We start from the raw sequence: 20,734 nt of genomic DNA on the forward strand, positions 1-20,734 counted from the left end.
TTTGACCACCTTTCGGTGGTCTTTTTTATTTTTTAAATCAAAATCTATAAGAACTATAATCAAAAAAGCAATTTCCAATTTTTTCAGTTTCAAAATAAGTAATATTGTATTTAAATAATGTAGTTAAAGTTTCTATATTTGGAAAATTATAAGTTCTCAAATTAGCTGAAATTAGTCCATATTTAGGGTTTATTAATTTGATAAATTCTTCTGTTGAACTTGATTTTGATCCGTGATGAGGAATTTGTAATATATCAATTGGTTTTAAACTTAATACATACCTAAAATACGCATTATTAACTAAATTAAGTTCAGCTTCTTTTTCAATATCACCTGTAAATAAAATTCTAACATCTCTATATTCTAAAATATGAACCAAAGATCTATTATTTTCTGATTTTAAATTATTTCAAAAAAAGTAAAGATTAACTCCTTTAAAAGATTTAATATGTTCAAAATTATTATAATCAATTACTTGATCAACTCTTATATGTTTTTGAATAGTTTCTAATCCATTAAAATGATCAGCATGATAATGCGAAATTATAATTAAATCAACTTTATTAATTCCATAATATTTTAAAAATTCATATGGTATTTGTTTTGAAAATCCTGCACCAGTTCCACAATCATTAATAATAGTAATATTTTTATATTTATCGTGAAAAATAAAAGTATTTGCATTTCCAACATTTAACATTGATAAAAACACACCAGGTTTTAATAATCAATTAACTAAATAACAAACTAGTAAAACAAAAAATAGTAATATTCAAGTTTTATAATTTCTAAACTCATACATCATAACAATTAAAACAATTAAATAAACAACTAATAAAAACATAACATTAAAATAACCTAAATTAATATTAAAATTAATCTTTTTTATTCAAGTCAATATTTTATATAAGCTATTAGTTAATAAACTAGTATTTATTAATAATCAAATTGGAATTGTAAAATAAATTAAAGCAAATAATGGTCTTAAAAAAATTAAACTAATTTGAGTAACAATACTAAAACTGTAGAATGTATAAATTTGCAGTGGAATAAAATAAAAAGTAAATAAACTTGATCTAGTTATATAGTTTAAAAACTTATTTCTAAACATATTTTCATAAACAAATAAAAAAGCTAAAATCACAAACAACACTGAACTAGAAGTTAAAAAACTTGGTGTTAGTAAAAAACAAATTATTAAACATGCAAATCTTTTAAAAATTAATGGTGCTTTTTTCTTTGAAAAAATAAAATACTCACTTACTAAAAAATAAACAACAATACGTAGTGAAGCATAACTAAAATTTGTTAAATAAGATATTAAAAATACAATTACATAAAAAAGATATTTTAAACTAATAGTTCATTTATACTTATAGTTTAATTTGTAAAAAAATCTAGTAAATAAATGAATATTAAAACTACTTAAAACAAGTAAAAACTCTAAATTTAAATCTGATAAAACTTTATTTAAATCTGAAGATTTATTATTTTTGTCTAATAAAAACATACTAACTAAATTATTTGAATAAATATTTTTACTTAATCACTCACTTGATCTAATTCCATTAGAAATATCATTAATTTTATATTTATCTAATTGATGAGTTACAAATTGTTTATTTAAATAATCAAAAAAATCAAATTGATAATAATTAGTATTTGATTCTAACTTTTTAAATGTTCCAATAATATTTATTTTTTGATCTAAAAGAAATTTGTTATCAAAATCAGATACATAAAACTTAATATTTTTATATTTTAAAATTGCATAATTATTATGTTTACTTACAACTTTAGCTTGTAATTCTTTATTATTTAAAAAACTTAAATCATCATGTTTAAACCATAATTTATAACCTAAAAAAACTAAACAGATCACTATAAAAATTATTAATATTAAATGAAAATTTTTATAATTTAAACTAATTGAAATACTTAAAAATAAAATAGTTAAAATTAAATATTTCAAATCAAAACTATTAATTAAATTACAACAAAAACAACACGATAATAATAAAAACATTAAAAAGAAATGTTTATTAACTAAATATCGATAAAAATCTATACTAAATAGTTTTAACTTATCCATTCTCTCACCAATAATGTATTAGAAAGAAATTTAAAAATATAACCTTTTAAAACAACAAATATTATTGAATTTTTGTAAATACCACACACAAAGCATATGAGGTTTTTTATATTATTTAAACTTTATTAATAAATAGCATATTTTTAATGAAGATTCTCTAATTTAGTACTTGATTCTAAAAAAAAAAAAAAATAGAATCAAGTTATATTGCAAAAAAGTAGGAATAGATATGAAAAAGAAATTATTATGAATTATAACTCCAATTTTAATATTACTAGCTTTAATTGGTACTGGAATTGGAGTTGCTGTTGTTAAGAAACCGAATTCAAATACGCAAAATAGAACTGATGAAGAAAATAAAATTCCAAATCAAGATAATGAAAATAATAATGTAAATTCAACACCTAATGAAGAAAATCAAAAAATTGATTTATCAGAAATAATAACTAAAAGAGATTTAGGAACTTTTTTGGAAAATAATATAAATGATGCAAATGTATTGATAAAAGTTAAAGAATTAAATTCTGATTTTAAAGATAAAGATACATCAAATCTAATAGTAGAAAAACTTAAATACACAGCAAAAATTAAAGTCAGATCAGAAGATTCAACATTTAAAGAAGAAGTTGAAGTTAGATTTATACCTATTGACAAGTTTGGAGGTAAATATACTGTTTATAGCCAAGATGGGAGAGTTTGTGAAGAATTTGGGTATAGGAAAGATAATGCAGGAAACTGAAGTCTTGATGTGATGCTTCCATCTACAAATAGCGTACCCGAAGAATTACCATGATTTATAACAAGTTTAAATACGGTTTTCCAAGAAAATATGAGTACAATTATAAAAGGTTTGGATAAGTGAGATACTTCAAACGTAACAGATATGGGTTACATGTTTGTTGATACTGAAAACTTCAACCAAGATATATCAAGGTGAGATACTTCTAAAGTAACTGATATGAGTAGCATCTTCGAAAAAGCTCAATCTTTCAACCAAGACATATCTAATTGAAACACTTCAAATGTAACTAATATGCATAGTATGTTTGATGGTGCTTCAAAATTCAACCAAGATATATCTAGCTGAAACACTTCAAATGTAACTAATATGGGTGCTATGTTCCGTGATGCAGAATCTTTCAACCAAGACATATCTAAATGAAACACTTCAAATGTAACTAATATGATTTTAATGTTCGTTGGTGCTAAATCTTTCAATCAACCAGTAGGAAACTGAAACACTTCAAATGTAACAAATATGTGAGGTATGTTTGAACAAACAAAAATCTTCAACCAACCTCTAAACAACTGAAACACTTCAAATGTAACAAATATGAGAGAAATGTTCCGTAATGCAGAATCTTTCAACCAAAACATTTCTAACTGAGATGTTAATAATGTTAATGATTTTTCTGATTTTGCTGCAAACTCAAAATTAGAAGAAAAACATATCCCAGAAAAATTTAGAAAATAACATATCCCTGTTAATAAAACAAAAGTAGAACTTTAATCATTGAAAATGAACAAGCTAAAAAAGAATTAAACAGTGTCGATGCTTGATTTATTAAAAATGCATCAAAATTAGAATCTATTAGCAAAGAAAAATTTGAAGCACAAAAAATAGATCAAAAATTAGAAGTAAAAATCAAAGCAAAATCTAACAATACTAAATTCAAATGTGAAATTGTTGTTGGATATACTATTTCAATTCAATTATAAATTTAATAAATATAATTTAACTCACAAACTTTTGTGAGTTTTTTTGCTTAGTTCTTATAAAATACTTGGATATTAATTCTTGTTTTTTGTAATTTAGTACTTGATTCTAAAAAAAAAAAAAAAATAGAATCAAGTTATATTGCAAAAAAGTAGGAATAGATATGAAAAAGAAATTATTATGAATTATAGCTCCAATTTTAATATTATTAGCTTTAATTGGTACTGGAATTGGAGTTGCTGTTGCTAAGAAACCGAATTCAAATACTCAAAATAAAACTGATGAAGAAAATAAAAATCCGAATCAAGATAATGAAAATCAAAAAATAAATTTATCAGACTTAACCAAAAAAGTCTTAGGAACAATTGAAGAACAAAATTTAAATAAAAAAACCATATTAAATAAACTAAAAGAATTAAATGTTGAAATTAAAGATAGAGACTTATCAAGTCTGTCAGTTGAAATTTCTGAATTTAGTGCAGTAATTAAATCTACAACAAAAGATCTAAAATTTTCTGGTGAAGTTGAAGTTAGATTTATACCCGTTGATGGAAATGGAAGTAATAATCGCAGAACTGCCGTGTATAATGAAGATAAATCAATCTGTAAAAAAATTGGTTATTCTATAAATCAAGATGGGAACTGAATGGTAAAGCAATTTGATATAAATACAAGTAAAGTTCCAGAAGAATTACCATGATTTATAACAAGTTTAGTAGGTTTATTTAGTGAAAATAAAAACGAAAGAATCGAAGGGATTGAAAAATGAGATACTTCAAATATAACTGTTATGAGCTTTATGTTTGAAAGAGCTTTATCCTTCAACCAACCTTTAAACGACTGAAACACCTCAAATGTAACTAATATGTTCGCTATGTTTTCTGGTGCTAAGTCCTTCAACCAACCTTTAAACAACTGAAATACTTCAAAAGTAACTAATATGCGTTTAATGTTTGATGGTGCAAAATCATTTAACCAAGACATATCTAATTGAGATACATCAAATGTTACTGATATGACAGCTATGTTTCAAAAAGCTCCATCCTTCAACCAAGATATATCTAATTGAAATGTTGATAATGTTACTGAATTTGAAGATTTTTCCCATGATTTCCCAGAATCGAATCACCCAGAATGAACTGAATCTAAAAGACCTACTTTTAAAATTAAAAATTAACTCACAAGTTTTGTGGGTTTTTTTCTGCTCATTTTTTATAAAACGCTTGCATATATATATATATATCATTATCTTTAGAGTTAAAAAGAGATGATGTACGTGAAAAAAGAAGCTATTAAAAAATATTTTGATAAAAAATTTATAGTTTATTCAATAGGGATAAATGATCCTAAAAATATAAAATTTAAGAATTCAAAATATTATAAATACAAACAAATAGATTTATCTTTAACCAATTTTAAATTTAATAAAACAATTAAGCGAATTAGAGCATCCAGATATAATCTTAGCTTCACCACCTTGTGAGAGTTGAAGTGGAGCTGATTGTGGAGCTAAAATGTTCACAAAAATAACTTCAACTTCAAATGACCAAGAAAATTCAACTTCAATTTGAGAAGTAAAAAATAGAAAATTTTATCAAAACTATAATAAAACTTGCCACCCTGTAAAAAGAAGACAATTCTTACAAAAAGAAATAGGAAGAATACTTGGAGTAGCAACAATTGGAGCAACTATTAATATTATCGAAACATTCAATCCTAAAGTTTGAGTAATTGAAAATCCAGCAACTAGTAAAACTTGAGAATTTCAAAAAGAGCATTGAGATTTTCACACAGGTTATTTTGAAAACAAAACTTATTATTCATCTTATGATAGTGAATTTTCTTTAAAACCTACTATCTTTAAAAGTAATATAAAACTTAACCTTTTAACAAGCCGAGTAAAAGGAAATAATGATCATATGGCTAGAGGAAGTTATTCTAAAAGAAGCTCAATACCATCAGAACTAGTAAAAGATCTAATTGAAAATATAATCAATTATCTAGACTTTGAAAATTAAAATTAATGGAGAAAATATGTTAATTAGTAATGAAGAAAAAAATATTATTTTAGAAAAAGTTAAAGGTTCAAGAATTAGAATGGTTGCAATTTGTTTTGATGCATATAAAAAGCGCTTTGATCAAATTTATAAAAATCATGAAAAAATTAGTTACTACCCAGAAGGCAAAAGAATGAAAGTATTTAATGAAAATAATGAATATGTGGATAATTTTAATAGTGATTCAGCATTTGAACAATGCTTTAAAACTCTTGTTGGTCTTGGTTTTTTAGATATTAATTTAAATGGAGATTACATACCTATTTTACAAGAACGTTCAGTAGAAGAAATTATAGATTTGATTTTTTCAAAATACGATAAAGGAAATAATCAATACTATAAAGATTGAATAAATATTTATCGTCAAAGCAAAATCATATCTTTTTTAATAGAGCTAAAAATCATTGATGAAAATAATGTAAATTCTTTACAATTAAAGAAATTAAAAAAAACATCAGAATTTGATATTAACAAATTTAAGCAATATGAAATAGGTCGATGAGAAAAAGAAATTTGCTTATCAGAAAAAACAAAAAACTATATCATTTCAAAAGTCTTAGGGCATGATTTTATTAAATAAAAAAGAGAAAGGAATTATTTTATGCAACAAAATCAAGAAACTAATAGTTCAATAAATTTTACAAGATCTTCAATTAGTAATTTTTTCAAAAATTATACAGATCCAAAAAACATAATTCAAATTCCTTTATATCAACGTGAATATTGTTGAGAAGAAGAAAATGTATTAACACTTCTTGAAGATTTAAAATTAAGAGTTGAAGATAAAAAAGAACATTATTTTGGAATGATAACAACTACTGAGATCAAAGAAGATATATACACTCGTAAAAAAAGAATTATTGATGGACAACAAAGGTTAACAACTTCTTTAATATTAATACATTATTTAAAATCTATTTGTTCAGATAAAAGTTTATTAAACCCACTAAAACAACAATTTGGTCACGAGATTAAATTTGAATATGAATACGAAAATGATTTAAGTGAAAGTATGAATATACTTGTTAAAGAGAATGATTCTAGTAAAGTATATGAAAAAATTAGTAGCAACAATATAAAAAACACATATAGAATAATTAAAGAATTTTTCAAAGATAAAAACATAAACTTTAATGATTATCTTGACACTTTTTTAAATAATTTTATTTTTTGTATTTCAGAGTTTGAAACAAATAAAAATCCATCATATGAAATGGAAATATTTGAAAACCTAAACTCAAAAGGAACCCCTTTAAGAGAATTTGACTTAATTAAGAATTTAATTATTTCTCAAAAAACAAATAAGGATGCAAAAACTAAAATTAGTGATTTCAATTTAAAAATAATCAAAATTTTTAACAATGATCATAGAGGAATTAAGAAAAGTGACGTTCACAAGCAAGTTGAAATTTTTATAAAACACTTTTTAACTTGAAAAAAATATAATGCTAAATTCTCTCATTACAAATTGTATAAAAATTTCAAAAATTATCTAAAAGATTTGAATATATCAGACGATGAATCATTTACAAATATGTTAGACGAATTACAAAAGTTTGCAATATTATTTTTAGGTATTGAATTTCCACTAGAAAAAGAAGTTGGAAATAAATTATGACTTAGAGTAATAGATCAAAAAGACGTTCATATTCCATATATATTTGCTTTATTTGATAAATTTTCATTATTTGATAAAAATAAGGAAAAATGAAATGATAATGAAACGATTTTAAAATATTTAAAAGTTCTTTCAGCACATCTTATAAAATATATGGCTGTTGAAGGGACAGGTCAATCATTATCAAAATTTATAGAAGCAATTAATGAATTGACTATAGAAAAACAAAAATCTCCAAATGAAATCAGAAAAATCTTAAATGAATCAACTCAAGAAAACAACCTATTACTATCAAATCACAGTAAAGAAGAATTTGTCCAAGCTTGTTTATTCCCAAAAAGACAAACAAAGTGAATTTATAAAAGTATAATTGATATCTATGAAGATAGTATTCTTAGTGGATCAAATGAAAAAATAGAGTATAATGCAGGAAAAACACTAGAACATATAATGCCACAAAAACATAATTCTACATGAAAAAATATGGTTGGATATGATGAAAATAACCCAGAATCACAAACCAAATACGTTAGATTTTTAGAGCAACCTGGAAACTTAGTTTTTGTAGATGGAAGTAAAAATAGTTCAATAGGTAATAAATCTTTTTCAGAAAAGAAAAAGAATTTATATGAAAAATCAAATTCACCATTAATCATAAAAGAGTTAAAATATCTAGAAAATGATGTACCTGCTATTGTTAATTGTGATGAATGAAACTATGAAATAATTGAAAACAGAACTAAAATTATTGCTTCAACAGTTTTTGACATAATGAATACAGACTAATTAAATAAATTATTCAAAATCATTTTTTAATTAATCAATAAATAATTACACCTGATGGGTTTAAAAATAACATAAATAAACTTTTACGAACAAAAAATATGGAAATCCATATAAATTATTTGTTAAATTCTAAAAAATGCTAATTTCAGGAACAAAAACTATGGAATTCCATGTTTTTTGTTCCTGTTTCTATTAATAGTAAAAATATTGGTGCTAAAATAAATTTAACAGAAAGTCAAAAAGGTGCTTTATGAATATAATAAGAAATGAATATCTAGATAAATTAATTTCTAAAAAACACAACGGTAGAGTAAAAATAATTACAGGAATAAGACGTTGTGGTAAATCATATTTATTATTTAATTTATTTAAAAATCATTTAATAGAAAATGGTGTTGATCAAACTCAAATACTAACAATGAATCTAGATGATATAGCAAATGTTAAATATCACAATCCTATTGAATTGTATAAATATTTTTTAGATAAGATTTCTAACAAAGATATTCAATATTATGTTTTTATTGATGAAATCCAAAATTGTAAATCAATTAAAAATCCTTATGTTGAACAAGATGATCAACTAATTAATTTCACAGGTGTTTTAATTGGTTTAATGCTACATGAAAATGTTGATATTTATGTAACTGGAAGCAATTCTAAAATGCTTTCAAGTGAAATTGTTACTGAATTTAGAGACCGAGGAGATGAAATTAAAGTAAATCCTCTTACATTTAAAGAAATTTATAATAGTAAACAAGTTGATAATTTTGATTTAAAAACATATTTTATTTATGGTGGAATGCCTTTTGTTTATAAAATAGAATCTAATACTGAAAAAGCAAAATATTTACAAAACTTATTTACTACAACTTATATTCGCGATATTTTAGATAGATACAAAATTAATAATGAACATTTAATATTAGAAACGTTGTTAAATTTCATTTCTTCTAATATTGGTTCATTAACAAATCCTAATAAATTATCAAATAGATTTCTATCTGAAAGTAAAATTAAAATTAATGCTAATACTGTTTCAAAATATATTGAATATTTTAAAGAAGCATATATTATTTCTAAAGCTAAACGATATGATGTAAAAGGTGCTAAATATTTTTCAACTCCTTTAAAATATTATTTTACTGATATCGGTTTAAGAAATGCATGACTAAATTTTAGTGATTTAGATCGTAGTCATATTATGGAAAATATAGTTTATAATGAGTTAAAAGCTAGAGGGTTCAACGTTGATGTTGGATATGTAACATATGATCAAAAAACAGACAAATCACGTAATGTTTATAATTTAGAAATAGATTTTATTGCAAATTTAATTGATACAAAATATTATATTCAAGTTGCTTTAAATCTTGATGAACCAGATAAAAAAGAACAAGAAATAAGACCATTGTTACAAGTAAAAGATAACTATAAAAAAATTGTTATTGTTTATGATGATATTTTTAAACATTATGATGCAAATGGAATTTTATATGTAGGTTTAAAAGAATTCTTATTAGATAATGATGTATTTAACGTATAGTCGTTTTTATTAAATTGCAATAAAGAAATTATGAAATAATTGAAAATAGAACTAAAATTATTACTTCAATATTTTCTGGTATAACAAACAAAAACTAGTTAAGAAACAACACAGTATATTAAATTTATAAGTTAATAATAATGATATAATAAACATATACAAAAATTGGAGGGTTTATTTATGTCAAACTTAAAAGCTCAAAAGAAAAAAGAATCACAAATGTTAAGAGAGCTAAATTTAATATTACAAAGAGAATTACAAAACCCAGTTTTAAATACAGTTTCAGTAGCTGAAGTAAGACTTTCAGCTGATGGATCTCATGCTAAAATTTTCTACTCATTCTTACCAATCAATGAAGAAATTTCAAAAGAAAATGTTGGTAAAGAAATTGAAGAAGGATTAAAAGAAATTAGAATGATTTTAGCTTCTAAACTAGATTGAAGAAGTGTTCCAAACTTAAATTTTGAATATGATGAAAGTTTAGATCGTGCAAATCACATTAATGAAATTTTAGCTGAACAAAATTCAAAATAAAAATAAAATTACCAAGTTTAAACTTGGTTTTTTTAAGTTAGAAAGAATAAAATATGAATCAAAAATCAGGAATTTTAATACTAGATAAACCTAAAAGCATAAGCACTAATAATCTTATTCAACAAGTTAAAAAGAAGTTAAATATTAAAAAAGTAGGACATTGCGGAACTTTAGATCCACTAGCAACTGGAGTTGTAATTTGTTTAGTTAATAATGCAACTAAAATAAGTGATTATTTATTAAATAATGATAAAAGATATATTGTTACTTTAAAATTATTTGCTCAAACTAGTAGTTATGATGCTGAAACTGAAATTATTAAAACTGAACCTAGTTTTGAAATTGATCAAACTACTTTAAATAATGTTATAAATAAATACAATAATTATACTTATGATCAAACTCCTCCAATTTATTCAGCTATTAAAGTTGATGGTAAAAAATTATATGAATATGCTTTAGAAAACAAAACAGTTGATATCAAATCAAGAACAATCACAATATATGAAACTAAATTTTTAAATTATGATAATAAAAATCATGAAATAACTTTAGATGTTTATTGTTCTAAAGGAACTTATATAAGAAGTTTAGCAGTTGATATTGCTAAAGATCTAAACACTATTAGTTATGTAAAAGAATTAAGAAGAACTAAATCAGGATCTTTTGATATAACTAAAGCACAAACTATCGATCAAATCAATTGAGATAATCTAATAACTATGTATGATGCTATTAAATTATCTGATTATAAAATAATTAATTATGATGATATTTTAAGTGTTAAACAAGGTAAAAAAATAAAATTAGATGTTAATCCAGATTTAGTTTTTATAAGTGATAAAGATAATAATTTAATTAGTTGTTATGAAAGATCAAATGATGATATTTTTAAAACTAAAAGAGGAGGATTGGACAATTAATGCAATACTTCAATCAAGCGTTTAGTAAAATAGAACCAATTAAAAATAATAAAAAATCCATTATAACTATTGGTAATTTTGATGGTTTTCACATCTATCATCAAAAAATAATTAATCAAGTTATTGATATAGCTAAAAAAGAAAACTTAAATAGTATAGTTATTAGTTTTGATAAAAAAATTAAAAACTTTGTTGAATCTAAAAGTTATCAAAAAATAGCAACAAAAGAACAAAAATTAAATTATATAAATAAAAACTTAAAAGAATTAGATTATTTTTATGATATTAAAGTTAATAAAAAACTAACTTTAACAACTAGAGAACAATTTATAAATGATTTAAAAACTAAATTAAACGTTATCAAAATTGTTGAAGGTGAAGATTTTAAATTCGGTTGACAAGCTAAAGGTGATATTAATTATTTAATTGTTGAATTTGGAACTGATAATGTTATTGTTGAAAAAAGAGATAATAATATTTCTTCATCAAATATTAAAAAACTAATAAAAGAAAATAAAATCCAAGAAGCTAAAGAATTATTAGGAATTGATTTTGATTAAAAGGAAGTGAGAATATGAAAAAATTAGTAGCAATTACTGGAGCAAGTAGTGGTATTGGACTAGCTTGTGCTAAATTATTTTCAGAAAAAGGTTATCCTGTTTTAATTATGGCTAGAAGAAAAGAAATTTTAGATAGTTTAAACTTAGATAATTGTGTTACAGCACGTGTTGATGTTAGAGATATTGATCAAATTAAAAATGCAATTAAATTAGCTGAAGAGAAATTTGGTCCAGTTGATCTAATGATTAATAATGCTGGAATTATGCCAATGGATAAATATGCAGATCAAGATTTACAAGAAAAATATGATACTTTAGATATTAATATTAAAGGTGTAATTAATGGAATGGATGCAGTTTTACCAACTATGAGAAAACTAAATCACGGAACTATTATCAATATTTCTAGTGTTTCAGGTAGATATACTTCAGTTGATCATGCAGTTTATAATGGGTCTAAATTTGCAGTTAATGCAATTACTGAACAAGCAAGAAGAGAATTATCTGACACTAACATTAGATTTTGTTTAATTGAACCAGCAATAGTTGACACTAATTTATTATCAACAACAACTAATAAAGAAGTTTTAGAAAACCATATGAAAAGAAAAGATAAACTTAATGGTGGATTATCAGCTGATCAAATTGCACAAACTATTCTATATGTTTATCAACTACCTCAAGATGTATCAATTAAAGAATTAATGATCTCACACACAAATCAAGCAGTTTAATTTCAAAGACACCTATGGTGTCTTTTTTATATTTAAAACAAATTATTAGACTATGAAACAAAGCTAAAAATTTAGGTGAAAAACGTTTCATTAAAAGAACAAGCAAGACATCTAGTTTTATAATAAAAGTATAAGTTAAAAGTAATTTTAATTTTCAAGGGGCATTATTAAATTAAGAGTTTGAAAGGTTGATACTACTTTCAGTTTTTTGTAACTTTCAAATTTATTGGTGAAGTTATTGTTAATTTTGAATAAGTGCAATAAAAATTCTCAATCATAATCGGTTGAGATTTTTTATTTTAACTATGAATATAAAAAAACAAGTCTAAAGACTTGTTTGTTATATTAATTATTGTTTATTCTAAGCAGAAGGCTTCATTTCTTCAGTTGATCCACCACTACCTGGTTGAACAGTTTCTCCACCTGGCTGAACAGTTCCCCCTTCAGATGCTTCTCCACCTGGTTTAACAGCTCCTCCTCCAGATTCTTCTTCTTTTTTCTCGTCTTTACCTTCGTCTTCTTTTTTATCTCCTCCACCTTGGCTTCCATCTGGAGTTTTAGCGTCTTCAGCTGGTTTTTTAGCTTCAGTTTTACATGCAACAGCAACAGCCCCAGTTGTAGCAACCATTGCAACTGATCCTAAAATTGTTAATAATTTTTTCATTTGTTTGTACCTTTCATAAATCTAAAATATATTTCGAATTTAAATTAAGTACAACTAAACCATAGTTTTCACTTTTTTAGTGGTTGCCTTTATTCTATTTTTTTTTTTTTTTGATCAAGCGTTTTACATAATTAGATGACATTAGCATATTTTTTATAATAATTAATTATTTAATAGATAGATAAGTTTTAAAACTAATCATTATAAAATTAAACTAACGGAGGATTTATGATATTAAAAAACGCTCAAATTGTATTAGAAAATGAAATTATTAAGAATGGATATGTAATTATTAAAGATAAGAAAATAGTTGAGATTGGCTCAGATTACAAATTAAATGATGCGATTGATTTAGAAAATAATTTTTTACTACCAGGTTTTATTGATTGTCATACTCATGGTGGTTATGGTGTTGATTTTGAACAAGGTGATCAAAATAGATTTAAAACATTTGCTGATAATATAGTTAAAGAAGGAATCACAAGATATGTTCAGTCAACAGTTACTAATAACGATCAAAAAACTGAAACTATTTTAAAAGAATTTATGAAGCTTAATAATGCTAAAGCTAAATGTATTGGAGTTCATTTAGAAGGACCATTTATAAGTAAATTTAAAAAGGGAGCTCATCAAGAAGATTTAATAAAAGATCCTGATATTAAACTAGTTAAAAAATGAAATGAAATTTCAAATAATAATATCAAAATAATTACTTATGCATGTGAATTAGATAACACTGATTTTACAAAATATTTACTAGAAAATAATATAATACCAAGTGCAGGTCATTCTAATATAAAAGCTGACGAATTTGAACCATACTACAAATTAGGAGTAAAACATATAACTCATTTATTTAATGCAATGAGTACAGTTGATCATCACAACCCAGGACTAGCTGTTAGTGCTTTGAATCATAAAGATATTTTGTGTGAAATAATTGCTGATAACATTCATTTAAAACCTGAAATTATAAAACTAGTTTATGATCATAAAACAGCTGACAACATTTGTTTAATAACTGATTCGATTAGTTGTAAAGCTTTAGATGATGGAATTTATCAATTAGGTAATTTAAAAGTCAACAAATCTAACAATCAAGCAAGACTAGTATCAAATAATGCACTAGCAGGTTCAGTTGCAACTTATGATAGTGTAGTTAAAAACTTTAAAAATATAACTAATATATCATTAACTGATTTAATAAAAACAACATCAATAAATATTGCTAAACAATTAAATATTTATAGTTATACAGGAAGTATTGAAGTTAATAAGTATGCTGATTTTGTTGTTTTAGATAAAGACTTAAATGTTTTAAAAACAATAGTTGAAGGAAAGATAGTATTTGAAAAAACAGTCTAAAAATCTTAGTTGTAACACACTTACTAATTGACTTTTAAATAGAATTTAATGCAAACTTCACAATTCTATGTAAAAAAGACAAAGTATCGTTTTTATGTGTTAAAAATACAATGTAAGTGTTTAGAATTGATATCTAACTTACTGATTTTTTGTACAAGTTAACTATTAATGTAAAATAAAATTAAAGGAGGCAAGAAAAATGAAAAAGAAGCATCTATTAAACTTTTTATCAACATTTTTTATGTTCATACTTGTTATAATTGCTAATGAATCTTTTGGTTATGGAAATAATCAACACCTACACGTATTAGGGAAACAAACAACTCCTTATGCGTTAGCTGTTACAGGTTTTGTGTTTTCAGGACTTTGTTTAATAATACCGTTTTTATTAACTTTTATAAAATCTAAAAAAATTAAAAAACATGAAAAATTATTAATCATAATCAATATATCAATATTAATTTTAGCTACAATGTTGTTAATCATTGCTGTTCCTTTCTTTATTGCAGCATTAGGATTTAAAGCGGTTGCTCCAGGATTAGGAATTATAATTTTATATCTAGTTGGTTTATCTTATGCTTTACCAACTCACTTAAAAATTATCTTAGAAAATAAAGAATGCTCAAAAGATTGTTCACACAAAAAAGATAAAGAAGAAAAAGATAAAGAAGAAAAAGATAAAAAATAGAGTTAATAAGTAGAAACGCTTTTTGTTTTGCTACTTAAGCTCTATTTTTTTAAATTTAATTTAATAAAGTCTTTATTATAAAAAAGAGCAATGCTAAAATAACAATAATATTTAAATTAGGAGAGTTTATGAGCAAGAATAAAAAAGTAAGTATTATTTTAGTTGCAGGTGGAAGTGCTAGTGGTAAAAGTACAGTAGCTGATAGAATAGCTAATAAGATTTTAAAAGATAAGTCAGTTTCTCATATTTCAATGGATGATTACTATAAAGATTTTAGTGAAATGTCAATTGATAAAAGAAAACAGATTAACTTCGATCACCCCAACTCAATTGATATTGATTTATTAGTGCAAGATTTAATTAAATTAAAAGAAAGACAAAATATCACTGTTCCAATCTATGATTTTGTAAAATCAACAAGAACAGAACAAACAAAAGTAATTAAGTCAAGTGATGTAATCATTTTAGATGGTATATTTGCTTTATACTTTGAAAAATTACGTGAACTAGGTGATATAAAATTATTTATTAAAACAGCTGATGATTTACGTTTTATTAGAAGATTAGAACGTGATACTAAAGAACGTGCAAGAAGTATTGAAAGTGTTATTCACCAATACTTAACAGAAGTAAAACCAATGCATGATATTTTTATTGAACCTACAATTGATCATGCTGATCTAATTATTCCTTATAAAGAAGGAAATGAAGTAGCAATTGATATTGTAACTACAAAAATAAAAGATTTATTAAATGAATAATAAAAAACCTGGAGTACCAGGTTTTTTTAAACAATAGTAAATGGACCAGTTCATTTATAATGATTATTTCAAAAGTTAAATATTTTCATAACTGGAATATAAGTTAATTTAATTGATTGAGCATAAGTTCTTGCAGCTTTAAAATCAAATTCATATTCATTTATAGCTGATTTAACTAATTTAGTTACTTCTTCATTATAATAGATTTCTAATCTATTTTTATATCTCATTGATATGTAGTAATTTATAAATAAACATAAAACAAAAGCAAAGCATAAATATCCAGACACAGGATTAATTCAAAATCAAGCTAATGTATATTCAGAACTAGATACAATTGCACTTGATGAATGCATTTGATTAAACTCATTTGTTATTTGATTGTAAAGATATAAAAATAATGAAAATGTAAAACTAATAATAATTAATGACAATAGTGTATAAGGTATTATATAAATTAATGTTTTATAAAAAGTAAGTTTATTATCTTTTTGAATTTGTTTTGCTGAAATTCACAATCTTGAAATTAAATAATCTATTTCATAACCTGTAGATTCAAAAATGCGTTTACTAATAATGATTTGTTTTTTAGATTTGTTTACATTTCTAAAAATTTTTATCATTTTTTCAGTATCAGTATAAATAACTTCATAATCTTTTAAATTGAACATGATTTTAAAATTTAAAATTATATTATTTATCTCAGTTGAAGTAATGTTATTATTAGAACTATTAATATAAGGCACTCGATGATTTATATAAGTTTTTGTATAGAATAAATACAACATTAATATAGAACCTAATAAAAATATGTTTATTATTAGTAATACTAAATTTAATAAATTATATTCCATATCCATACTCCTTTACTAATTAAATGTACTTGTGTTTATAGTTTGTTATATCTATAATTTTAAACCATTTATACTATTAAAAAATAATATTTGTTTAACGTGAAAATATTTCTATTAAAAGATAATAAAAAACCGAGTTTTAATCTCGGTTGAAATTATAATTCTGCATTATGATAAACGTTTTGAACGTCTTCTAAATCATCTAATTTATCTAAAAGTGTTTGTAATTGTTTTTTGATTTCTTCATCACTAATAACAATTCTTTCATCAGTTGGAATCATTCTAGTTTCAGCAACAATATATTCTTCAACACCTAGTTCATCTAAAGCCTTTTTAACGCTTGCAAATGATTTAAATGGAGCATAAACAACAACATCACCATCTTCACTTACAACATCATTAACATCAACTTCAGCTAGCATTAATCCTTCTAATACTTCTTCAACAGTTTTATTTTTAAACATAAAGATTGAAGCATCTTCAAATAAGAAACTCACCTTTCCTTCAGGATTTCCGTTATTTTTGTTAAATACTTCTCTAATTGAAGCTGCAGCACGGTTAACGTTACTTGTTAATGCATCAACAATAATTGCAACATTACCAGGACCCATTCCTTCATATCTGTTTGCAACATAGTTTTCTGCATCTCCACCAGCTGCTCTTTTTATAGCTCTTTCAATTACATCTCTTGGAATTTGATTTGCTTTAGCTTTATCAATAACTGAACGTAATGTTAAGTTTGAATTAGGATCAGTTCCACCTTGTTTTGCAGCCATGTAAATTTCTTTTGCTGCACGTCCATTTGCTGCAGATTTTTTAGCAGCTGTTTTTGCCATAGAGGCCGCTCTAACTTCGTGTGCTCTTCCCATTATTATTTTCCTTTACTTTTTAATTCTTTTTCCACTTCTTCTAATTTAGCCATGATTATATCCATTTTTTTATTAATATCTTCTTCATCAGCATCAACTACAAAGAAAGGAAAATCATAAACATTTTTATTATAGAATTCTTCATAATCTCTATTTAGTAATTCTCAATAAGAATTATCAATTAAAAGCTCTTGTGGTCTTCCTCTTTGAGCAATTCTTCTTATTGCTGTTTCAGTTGAAACTCTTAAATAAATTACTATATCAAATTTTACTCTTTCATCTGGAAGTTTTAAATTTTCTAAAACAACATTGTCATAAAAATCGATATAAGTTTTATAATCAGTTTCATTAACATTACCTAAATCATAGTTAACTTTCATAAAGATAGGATCTTCTAAAATAGTTCTATCAAAAATTATATCTTTTAATTGATGTGCTTGTTTTAGTTGTTTTGATCTAGCAGTTAACATATAAATTTGCATTTTAAAAACTGTAGCTTTTAGATCTTTATAATAGTCATCAAAATAAGGATTTTCTTCAATTGGTTCTGGAAAGATTTCATATCCTAATCTTTTACTAATTTCAGCTGAAACTGTAGATTTACCAGCACCAACTGTACCAAAAATAGCTATTCTCATTGTCTTCCTCCTAAGTTGTTATTAATTATATTGTAATAGATTAATTAGCGATCTTTTTGTTTAATTGACTTATAAACTCCATAAAGTTTTTTAACTTCATTAGGTTTTAACTCTCTATACTCACCTGGTTTTAGATCACCGATCTCTAAAAACTCAATTTTAGTTCTCATAAGTTTAACTAAATTCATTTCACCAGCTTCAAACATTTTTTTAACGTGATGTTTTCTTCCTTCAGCAATTGTTAATTCAACAATAGAAATATTTTTTTCTTTATCGTATTTTAATAATTTAGCATCAATTGCTTTAGTGAAGTAATTTTCATCAATAGTTACTCCTTTAACTAGTTGAGCAACTTGTTTTTTTGAAACTTGACCTGAACACATTCCTTGATAAGTTTTAAAAAATTCATATCTTGGATGCATTATGAAATTAGACATCTCTCCATCATTAGTCATAATTAATAGACCACTAACATCATAATCTAATCTTCCAATTGGATAAACTCTATGATTTAAGTCTTTAAAATAATCAGCAACTGTTTTTCTTTTTTTAGGATCATACATTGTAGTTAAAACAAGTCTTGGTTTATAAAATAAATAATAGTATTTTTGATTATTTGAATCTGAAATAACTTCTTTATTATTAATTTCTATTTTAGCATTAGGTTCAACTTTAGTTCCTAATTCAGTTACAACAATTCCATCAACTTTAACTCTTCCTTGAGTTATTAGTTTTTCAGCTGCTCGTCTTGATGCATAACCTCTAGAAGCAATTACTTTTTGTAATCTTTCTTTCATATTCCCTCCATTATTAAACTAATAATTCAGCTTATTGAATTGTCAGTAATCAATTTATTTATTATATTTTATAATCAGTTACTCTTCAATATCAAAATCTTCAACTTGATCAAACAAATGTTGATTTTCTTGTTTTTGTTCAACTTCTTGTTGTTCAATTAATTTATCAATTTCTTCATCACTAATAGTTGGTAAACTTTCAACTCCACCTTGTAGATTAAAGATTTTAAAGAAATTATCAGTAATAGTATATAAATTAGCACGAGTGTGCTCATCTTTTTTAGCAACTCTAATTAATTTCTTTTCTCTTAATTTATACATTTGATAAGCTGAATCACTATTTCTTAAAAAATCAATTTGAGATTTCGAAATTGGACCTTTATATGCAATAATAGATAAAACTTCAATTGTTGATTGAGATAATTTTCTATTGTTTTCTTGCTTTTCTAATTTAGCAAAATATTGGTGTAATTCAGGTTTTGTTTGCATACGATATTTATTATTTCCAAATACTTGAATTGATAAAGCACAAGACTCATCAGCTTGGTATTTTTTATTTAAATCAATAATAGCTTGTTTAATATCATTTGGTTTTATTGTGTCTAATACATCTTGAATTTCAAGTAAAGAAATTCCATCATCACCATATATAAATAATAATCCTTCAATAATAGCTTTAATATTAGTATTCATGATTATTCTCACTTTCTCATTGCTCTAGTTGTTTATTGATAATAGTTTCATCTTCAATAACTTCTCTTTTAAATTCTACAAAAATATTATTATCACGTTGGTTTATATTCATTATTTGATATCTTGTTAAATCTAAAACTGCTAAAAAACAAGCAACTAAATTTTTAATATTTAATCCAATACCATCTAATAATTCAAATAAAGTTCATTCTTTAACTTTATTAGCTTTCATTTTATTAATAATTGTTAATGCTATTTGTTGAGGTGATATTGTTTGAGTAGTTAATGTTTGATATATTTCATTTTCAAAATCAAAATCTTCATTATATTCATTTATTTTTGATTTACTAATAACTGATTTAAATATTTCAGTAAATTTATCTAAATCAATATCTAAGGGATCTAATAAAAGTTCATCTGATTGAAATTGGATTTCTTTTGCAAAGTTTTGTTTTGATCTTTTTTTAGATAATGTTTCAAAATATTGATTTTGACTTTGAATAAAAAAATCAGTAGCTATTTTAATTTGATTATATTGTTCAATACGTTCAACTAAATCATCAAAATCATGATCTTGACTAATTTGTTCATCATCAACTACAGGTATTAATTTACGTGATTTCATTTCAATTAATTGAGCTGCAATTGTTAAATATTCACTAGCTATTTCAATATCTAATTCTTTTTGTTGTTTAATATAATCTAAATATTGATCTACTATTTCTAATAAACTTAGTTTAACAATACTGATTTTTTTATCTTTAATCATTGTTCATAATAACTCAATTGGTCCTGAAAATTGATCTATAGTAACTTGATCTCAGCGTTTCATATAAAC

Annotated in this window: 21 protein-coding genes; 13 read left to right on the plus strand and 8 right to left on the minus strand. The window is 23.8% G+C overall.

Annotation, left to right across the window (positions count from 1 at the left end):
* Positions 1-25: 25 nt before the first annotated feature.
* The gene (locus MYE_RS01305; protein WP_042733218.1) at positions 26-2,092 is read right to left on the minus strand and encodes a ComEC/Rec2 family competence protein; all 2,067 of its coding nucleotides are present in this window, start codon (positions 2,090-2,092) and stop codon (positions 26-28) included.
* Positions 2,093-2,321: 229 nt separating this feature from the next.
* On the opposite strand from MYE_RS01305, the gene MYE_RS04355 reads away from it, so the two are divergent.
* The 10 genes from MYE_RS04355 to MYE_RS01355 all read left to right on the plus strand — a co-directional run bounded on the left by MYE_RS04355 (position 2,322) and on the right by MYE_RS01355 (position 12,567).
* The gene (locus MYE_RS04355; RefSeq protein WP_082028299.1) at positions 2,322-3,566 is read left to right on the plus strand and encodes a BspA family leucine-rich repeat surface protein; all 1,245 of its coding nucleotides are present in this window, start codon (positions 2,322-2,324) and stop codon (positions 3,564-3,566) included.
* A 406-nt stretch (positions 3,567-3,972) separates the two neighbouring features.
* A complete protein-coding gene (locus MYE_RS04115) occupies positions 3,973-4,986 on the plus strand; it encodes a BspA family leucine-rich repeat surface protein (RefSeq protein WP_082028300.1) in 1,014 nt (337 codons plus the stop codon).
* Positions 4,987-5,323: 337 nt separating this feature from the next.
* Entirely contained in the window at positions 5,324-5,827 is a 504-nt protein-coding gene (locus MYE_RS01320; protein WP_407937418.1) for a cytosine methyltransferase, read from the plus strand.
* 16 nt (positions 5,828-5,843) lie between these two features.
* Positions 5,844-6,446, plus strand: a complete 603-nt coding sequence (locus MYE_RS01325; protein WP_144402411.1) for a hypothetical protein — start codon at positions 5,844-5,846, stop codon at positions 6,444-6,446.
* Between the two features lie 21 nt (positions 6,447-6,467).
* The gene (locus MYE_RS01330) at positions 6,468-8,270 is read left to right on the plus strand and encodes a DUF262 domain-containing protein (protein WP_052491393.1); all 1,803 of its coding nucleotides are present in this window, start codon (positions 6,468-6,470) and stop codon (positions 8,268-8,270) included.
* Between the two features lie 250 nt (positions 8,271-8,520).
* Positions 8,521-9,816 (plus strand): ATP-binding protein, encoded by a 1,296-nt coding sequence (locus MYE_RS01335; RefSeq protein ID WP_042733220.1) that lies wholly within the window; start codon positions 8,521-8,523, stop codon positions 9,814-9,816.
* Positions 9,817-9,996: 180 nt separating this feature from the next.
* A complete protein-coding gene (gene rbfA / locus MYE_RS01340) occupies positions 9,997-10,350 on the plus strand; it encodes a 30S ribosome-binding factor RbfA (protein WP_004427559.1) in 354 nt (117 codons plus the stop codon).
* A gap of 53 nt (positions 10,351-10,403) precedes the next feature.
* Positions 10,404-11,273: a tRNA pseudouridine(55) synthase TruB gene (truB, locus tag MYE_RS01345; RefSeq protein WP_042733221.1), complete on the plus strand. Its 870-nt coding sequence runs from the start codon at positions 10,404-10,406 to the stop codon at positions 11,271-11,273.
* The gene (locus MYE_RS01350) at positions 11,273-11,833 is read left to right on the plus strand and encodes a nucleotidyl transferase family protein (RefSeq protein ID WP_042733222.1); all 561 of its coding nucleotides are present in this window, start codon (positions 11,273-11,275) and stop codon (positions 11,831-11,833) included. The genes truB and MYE_RS01350 overlap by 1 nt, the downstream gene beginning before the upstream one ends.
* Positions 11,834-11,847: 14 nt before the next feature.
* A complete protein-coding gene (locus MYE_RS01355) occupies positions 11,848-12,567 on the plus strand; it encodes an SDR family oxidoreductase (protein ID WP_042733223.1) in 720 nt (239 codons plus the stop codon).
* 361 nt (positions 12,568-12,928) lie between these two features.
* Here MYE_RS01355 and MYE_RS04245 read toward each other — a convergent pair whose 3' ends face one another.
* Positions 12,929-13,231 (minus strand): lipoprotein, encoded by a 303-nt coding sequence (locus MYE_RS04245; RefSeq protein ID WP_042733224.1) that lies wholly within the window; start codon positions 13,229-13,231, stop codon positions 12,929-12,931.
* Between the two features lie 228 nt (positions 13,232-13,459).
* Between MYE_RS04245 and nagA the strand changes: the two genes are divergently transcribed.
* From nagA to udk, 3 genes are all read left to right on the plus strand, one after another.
* Complete coding sequence (gene nagA / locus MYE_RS01365; protein WP_042733225.1) at positions 13,460-14,596, plus strand: N-acetylglucosamine-6-phosphate deacetylase; 1,137 nt, start codon at positions 13,460-13,462, stop codon at positions 14,594-14,596.
* Positions 14,597-14,795: 199 nt separating this feature from the next.
* Positions 14,796-15,284 (plus strand): hypothetical protein, encoded by a 489-nt coding sequence (locus tag MYE_RS01370; protein WP_042733226.1) that lies wholly within the window; start codon positions 14,796-14,798, stop codon positions 15,282-15,284.
* Positions 15,285-15,412: 128 nt separating this feature from the next.
* Positions 15,413-16,045 carry a uridine kinase gene (gene udk, locus MYE_RS01375; protein ID WP_004427120.1) on the plus strand — a complete coding sequence of 211 codons (633 nt, stop codon included), beginning with the start codon at positions 15,413-15,415 and terminating at the stop codon, positions 16,043-16,045.
* Between the two features lie 26 nt (positions 16,046-16,071).
* Here the strand turns inward: udk and MYE_RS01380 are convergent, their stop codons facing one another.
* The 6 genes from MYE_RS01380 to MYE_RS01405 all read right to left on the minus strand — a co-directional run bounded on the left by MYE_RS01380 (position 16,072) and on the right by MYE_RS01405 (position 20,728).
* A complete protein-coding gene (locus tag MYE_RS01380; RefSeq protein WP_042733227.1) occupies positions 16,072-16,899 on the minus strand; it encodes a hypothetical protein in 828 nt (275 codons plus the stop codon).
* A gap of 155 nt (positions 16,900-17,054) precedes the next feature.
* On the minus strand, positions 17,055-17,768 hold the full coding sequence (locus MYE_RS01385; protein WP_004427117.1) for a YebC/PmpR family DNA-binding transcriptional regulator: 714 nt from the start codon (positions 17,766-17,768) through the stop codon (positions 17,055-17,057).
* 2 nt (positions 17,769-17,770) lie between these two features.
* The gene (locus MYE_RS01390; protein WP_042733228.1) at positions 17,771-18,406 is read right to left on the minus strand and encodes a deoxynucleoside kinase; all 636 of its coding nucleotides are present in this window, start codon (positions 18,404-18,406) and stop codon (positions 17,771-17,773) included.
* 44 nt (positions 18,407-18,450) lie between these two features.
* Entirely contained in the window at positions 18,451-19,203 is a 753-nt protein-coding gene (locus tag MYE_RS01395; protein WP_004427112.1) for a pseudouridine synthase, read from the minus strand.
* Positions 19,204-19,281: 78 nt separating this feature from the next.
* Positions 19,282-19,896: an SMC-Scp complex subunit ScpB gene (gene scpB / locus MYE_RS01400; protein ID WP_042733229.1), complete on the minus strand. Its 615-nt coding sequence runs from the start codon at positions 19,894-19,896 to the stop codon at positions 19,282-19,284.
* Positions 19,886-20,728 (minus strand): segregation and condensation protein A, encoded by an 843-nt coding sequence (locus tag MYE_RS01405; RefSeq protein WP_042733230.1) that lies wholly within the window; start codon positions 20,726-20,728, stop codon positions 19,886-19,888. The genes scpB and MYE_RS01405 overlap by 11 nt, the downstream gene beginning before the upstream one ends.
* Positions 20,729-20,734: the final 6 nt, after the last annotated feature.

The sequence above is a fragment of the Mycoplasma yeatsii GM274B genome, from assembly GCF_000875755.1.
GTDB lineage: Bacteria > Bacillota_I > Bacilli_A > Mycoplasmatales > Mycoplasmataceae > Mycoplasma > Mycoplasma yeatsii.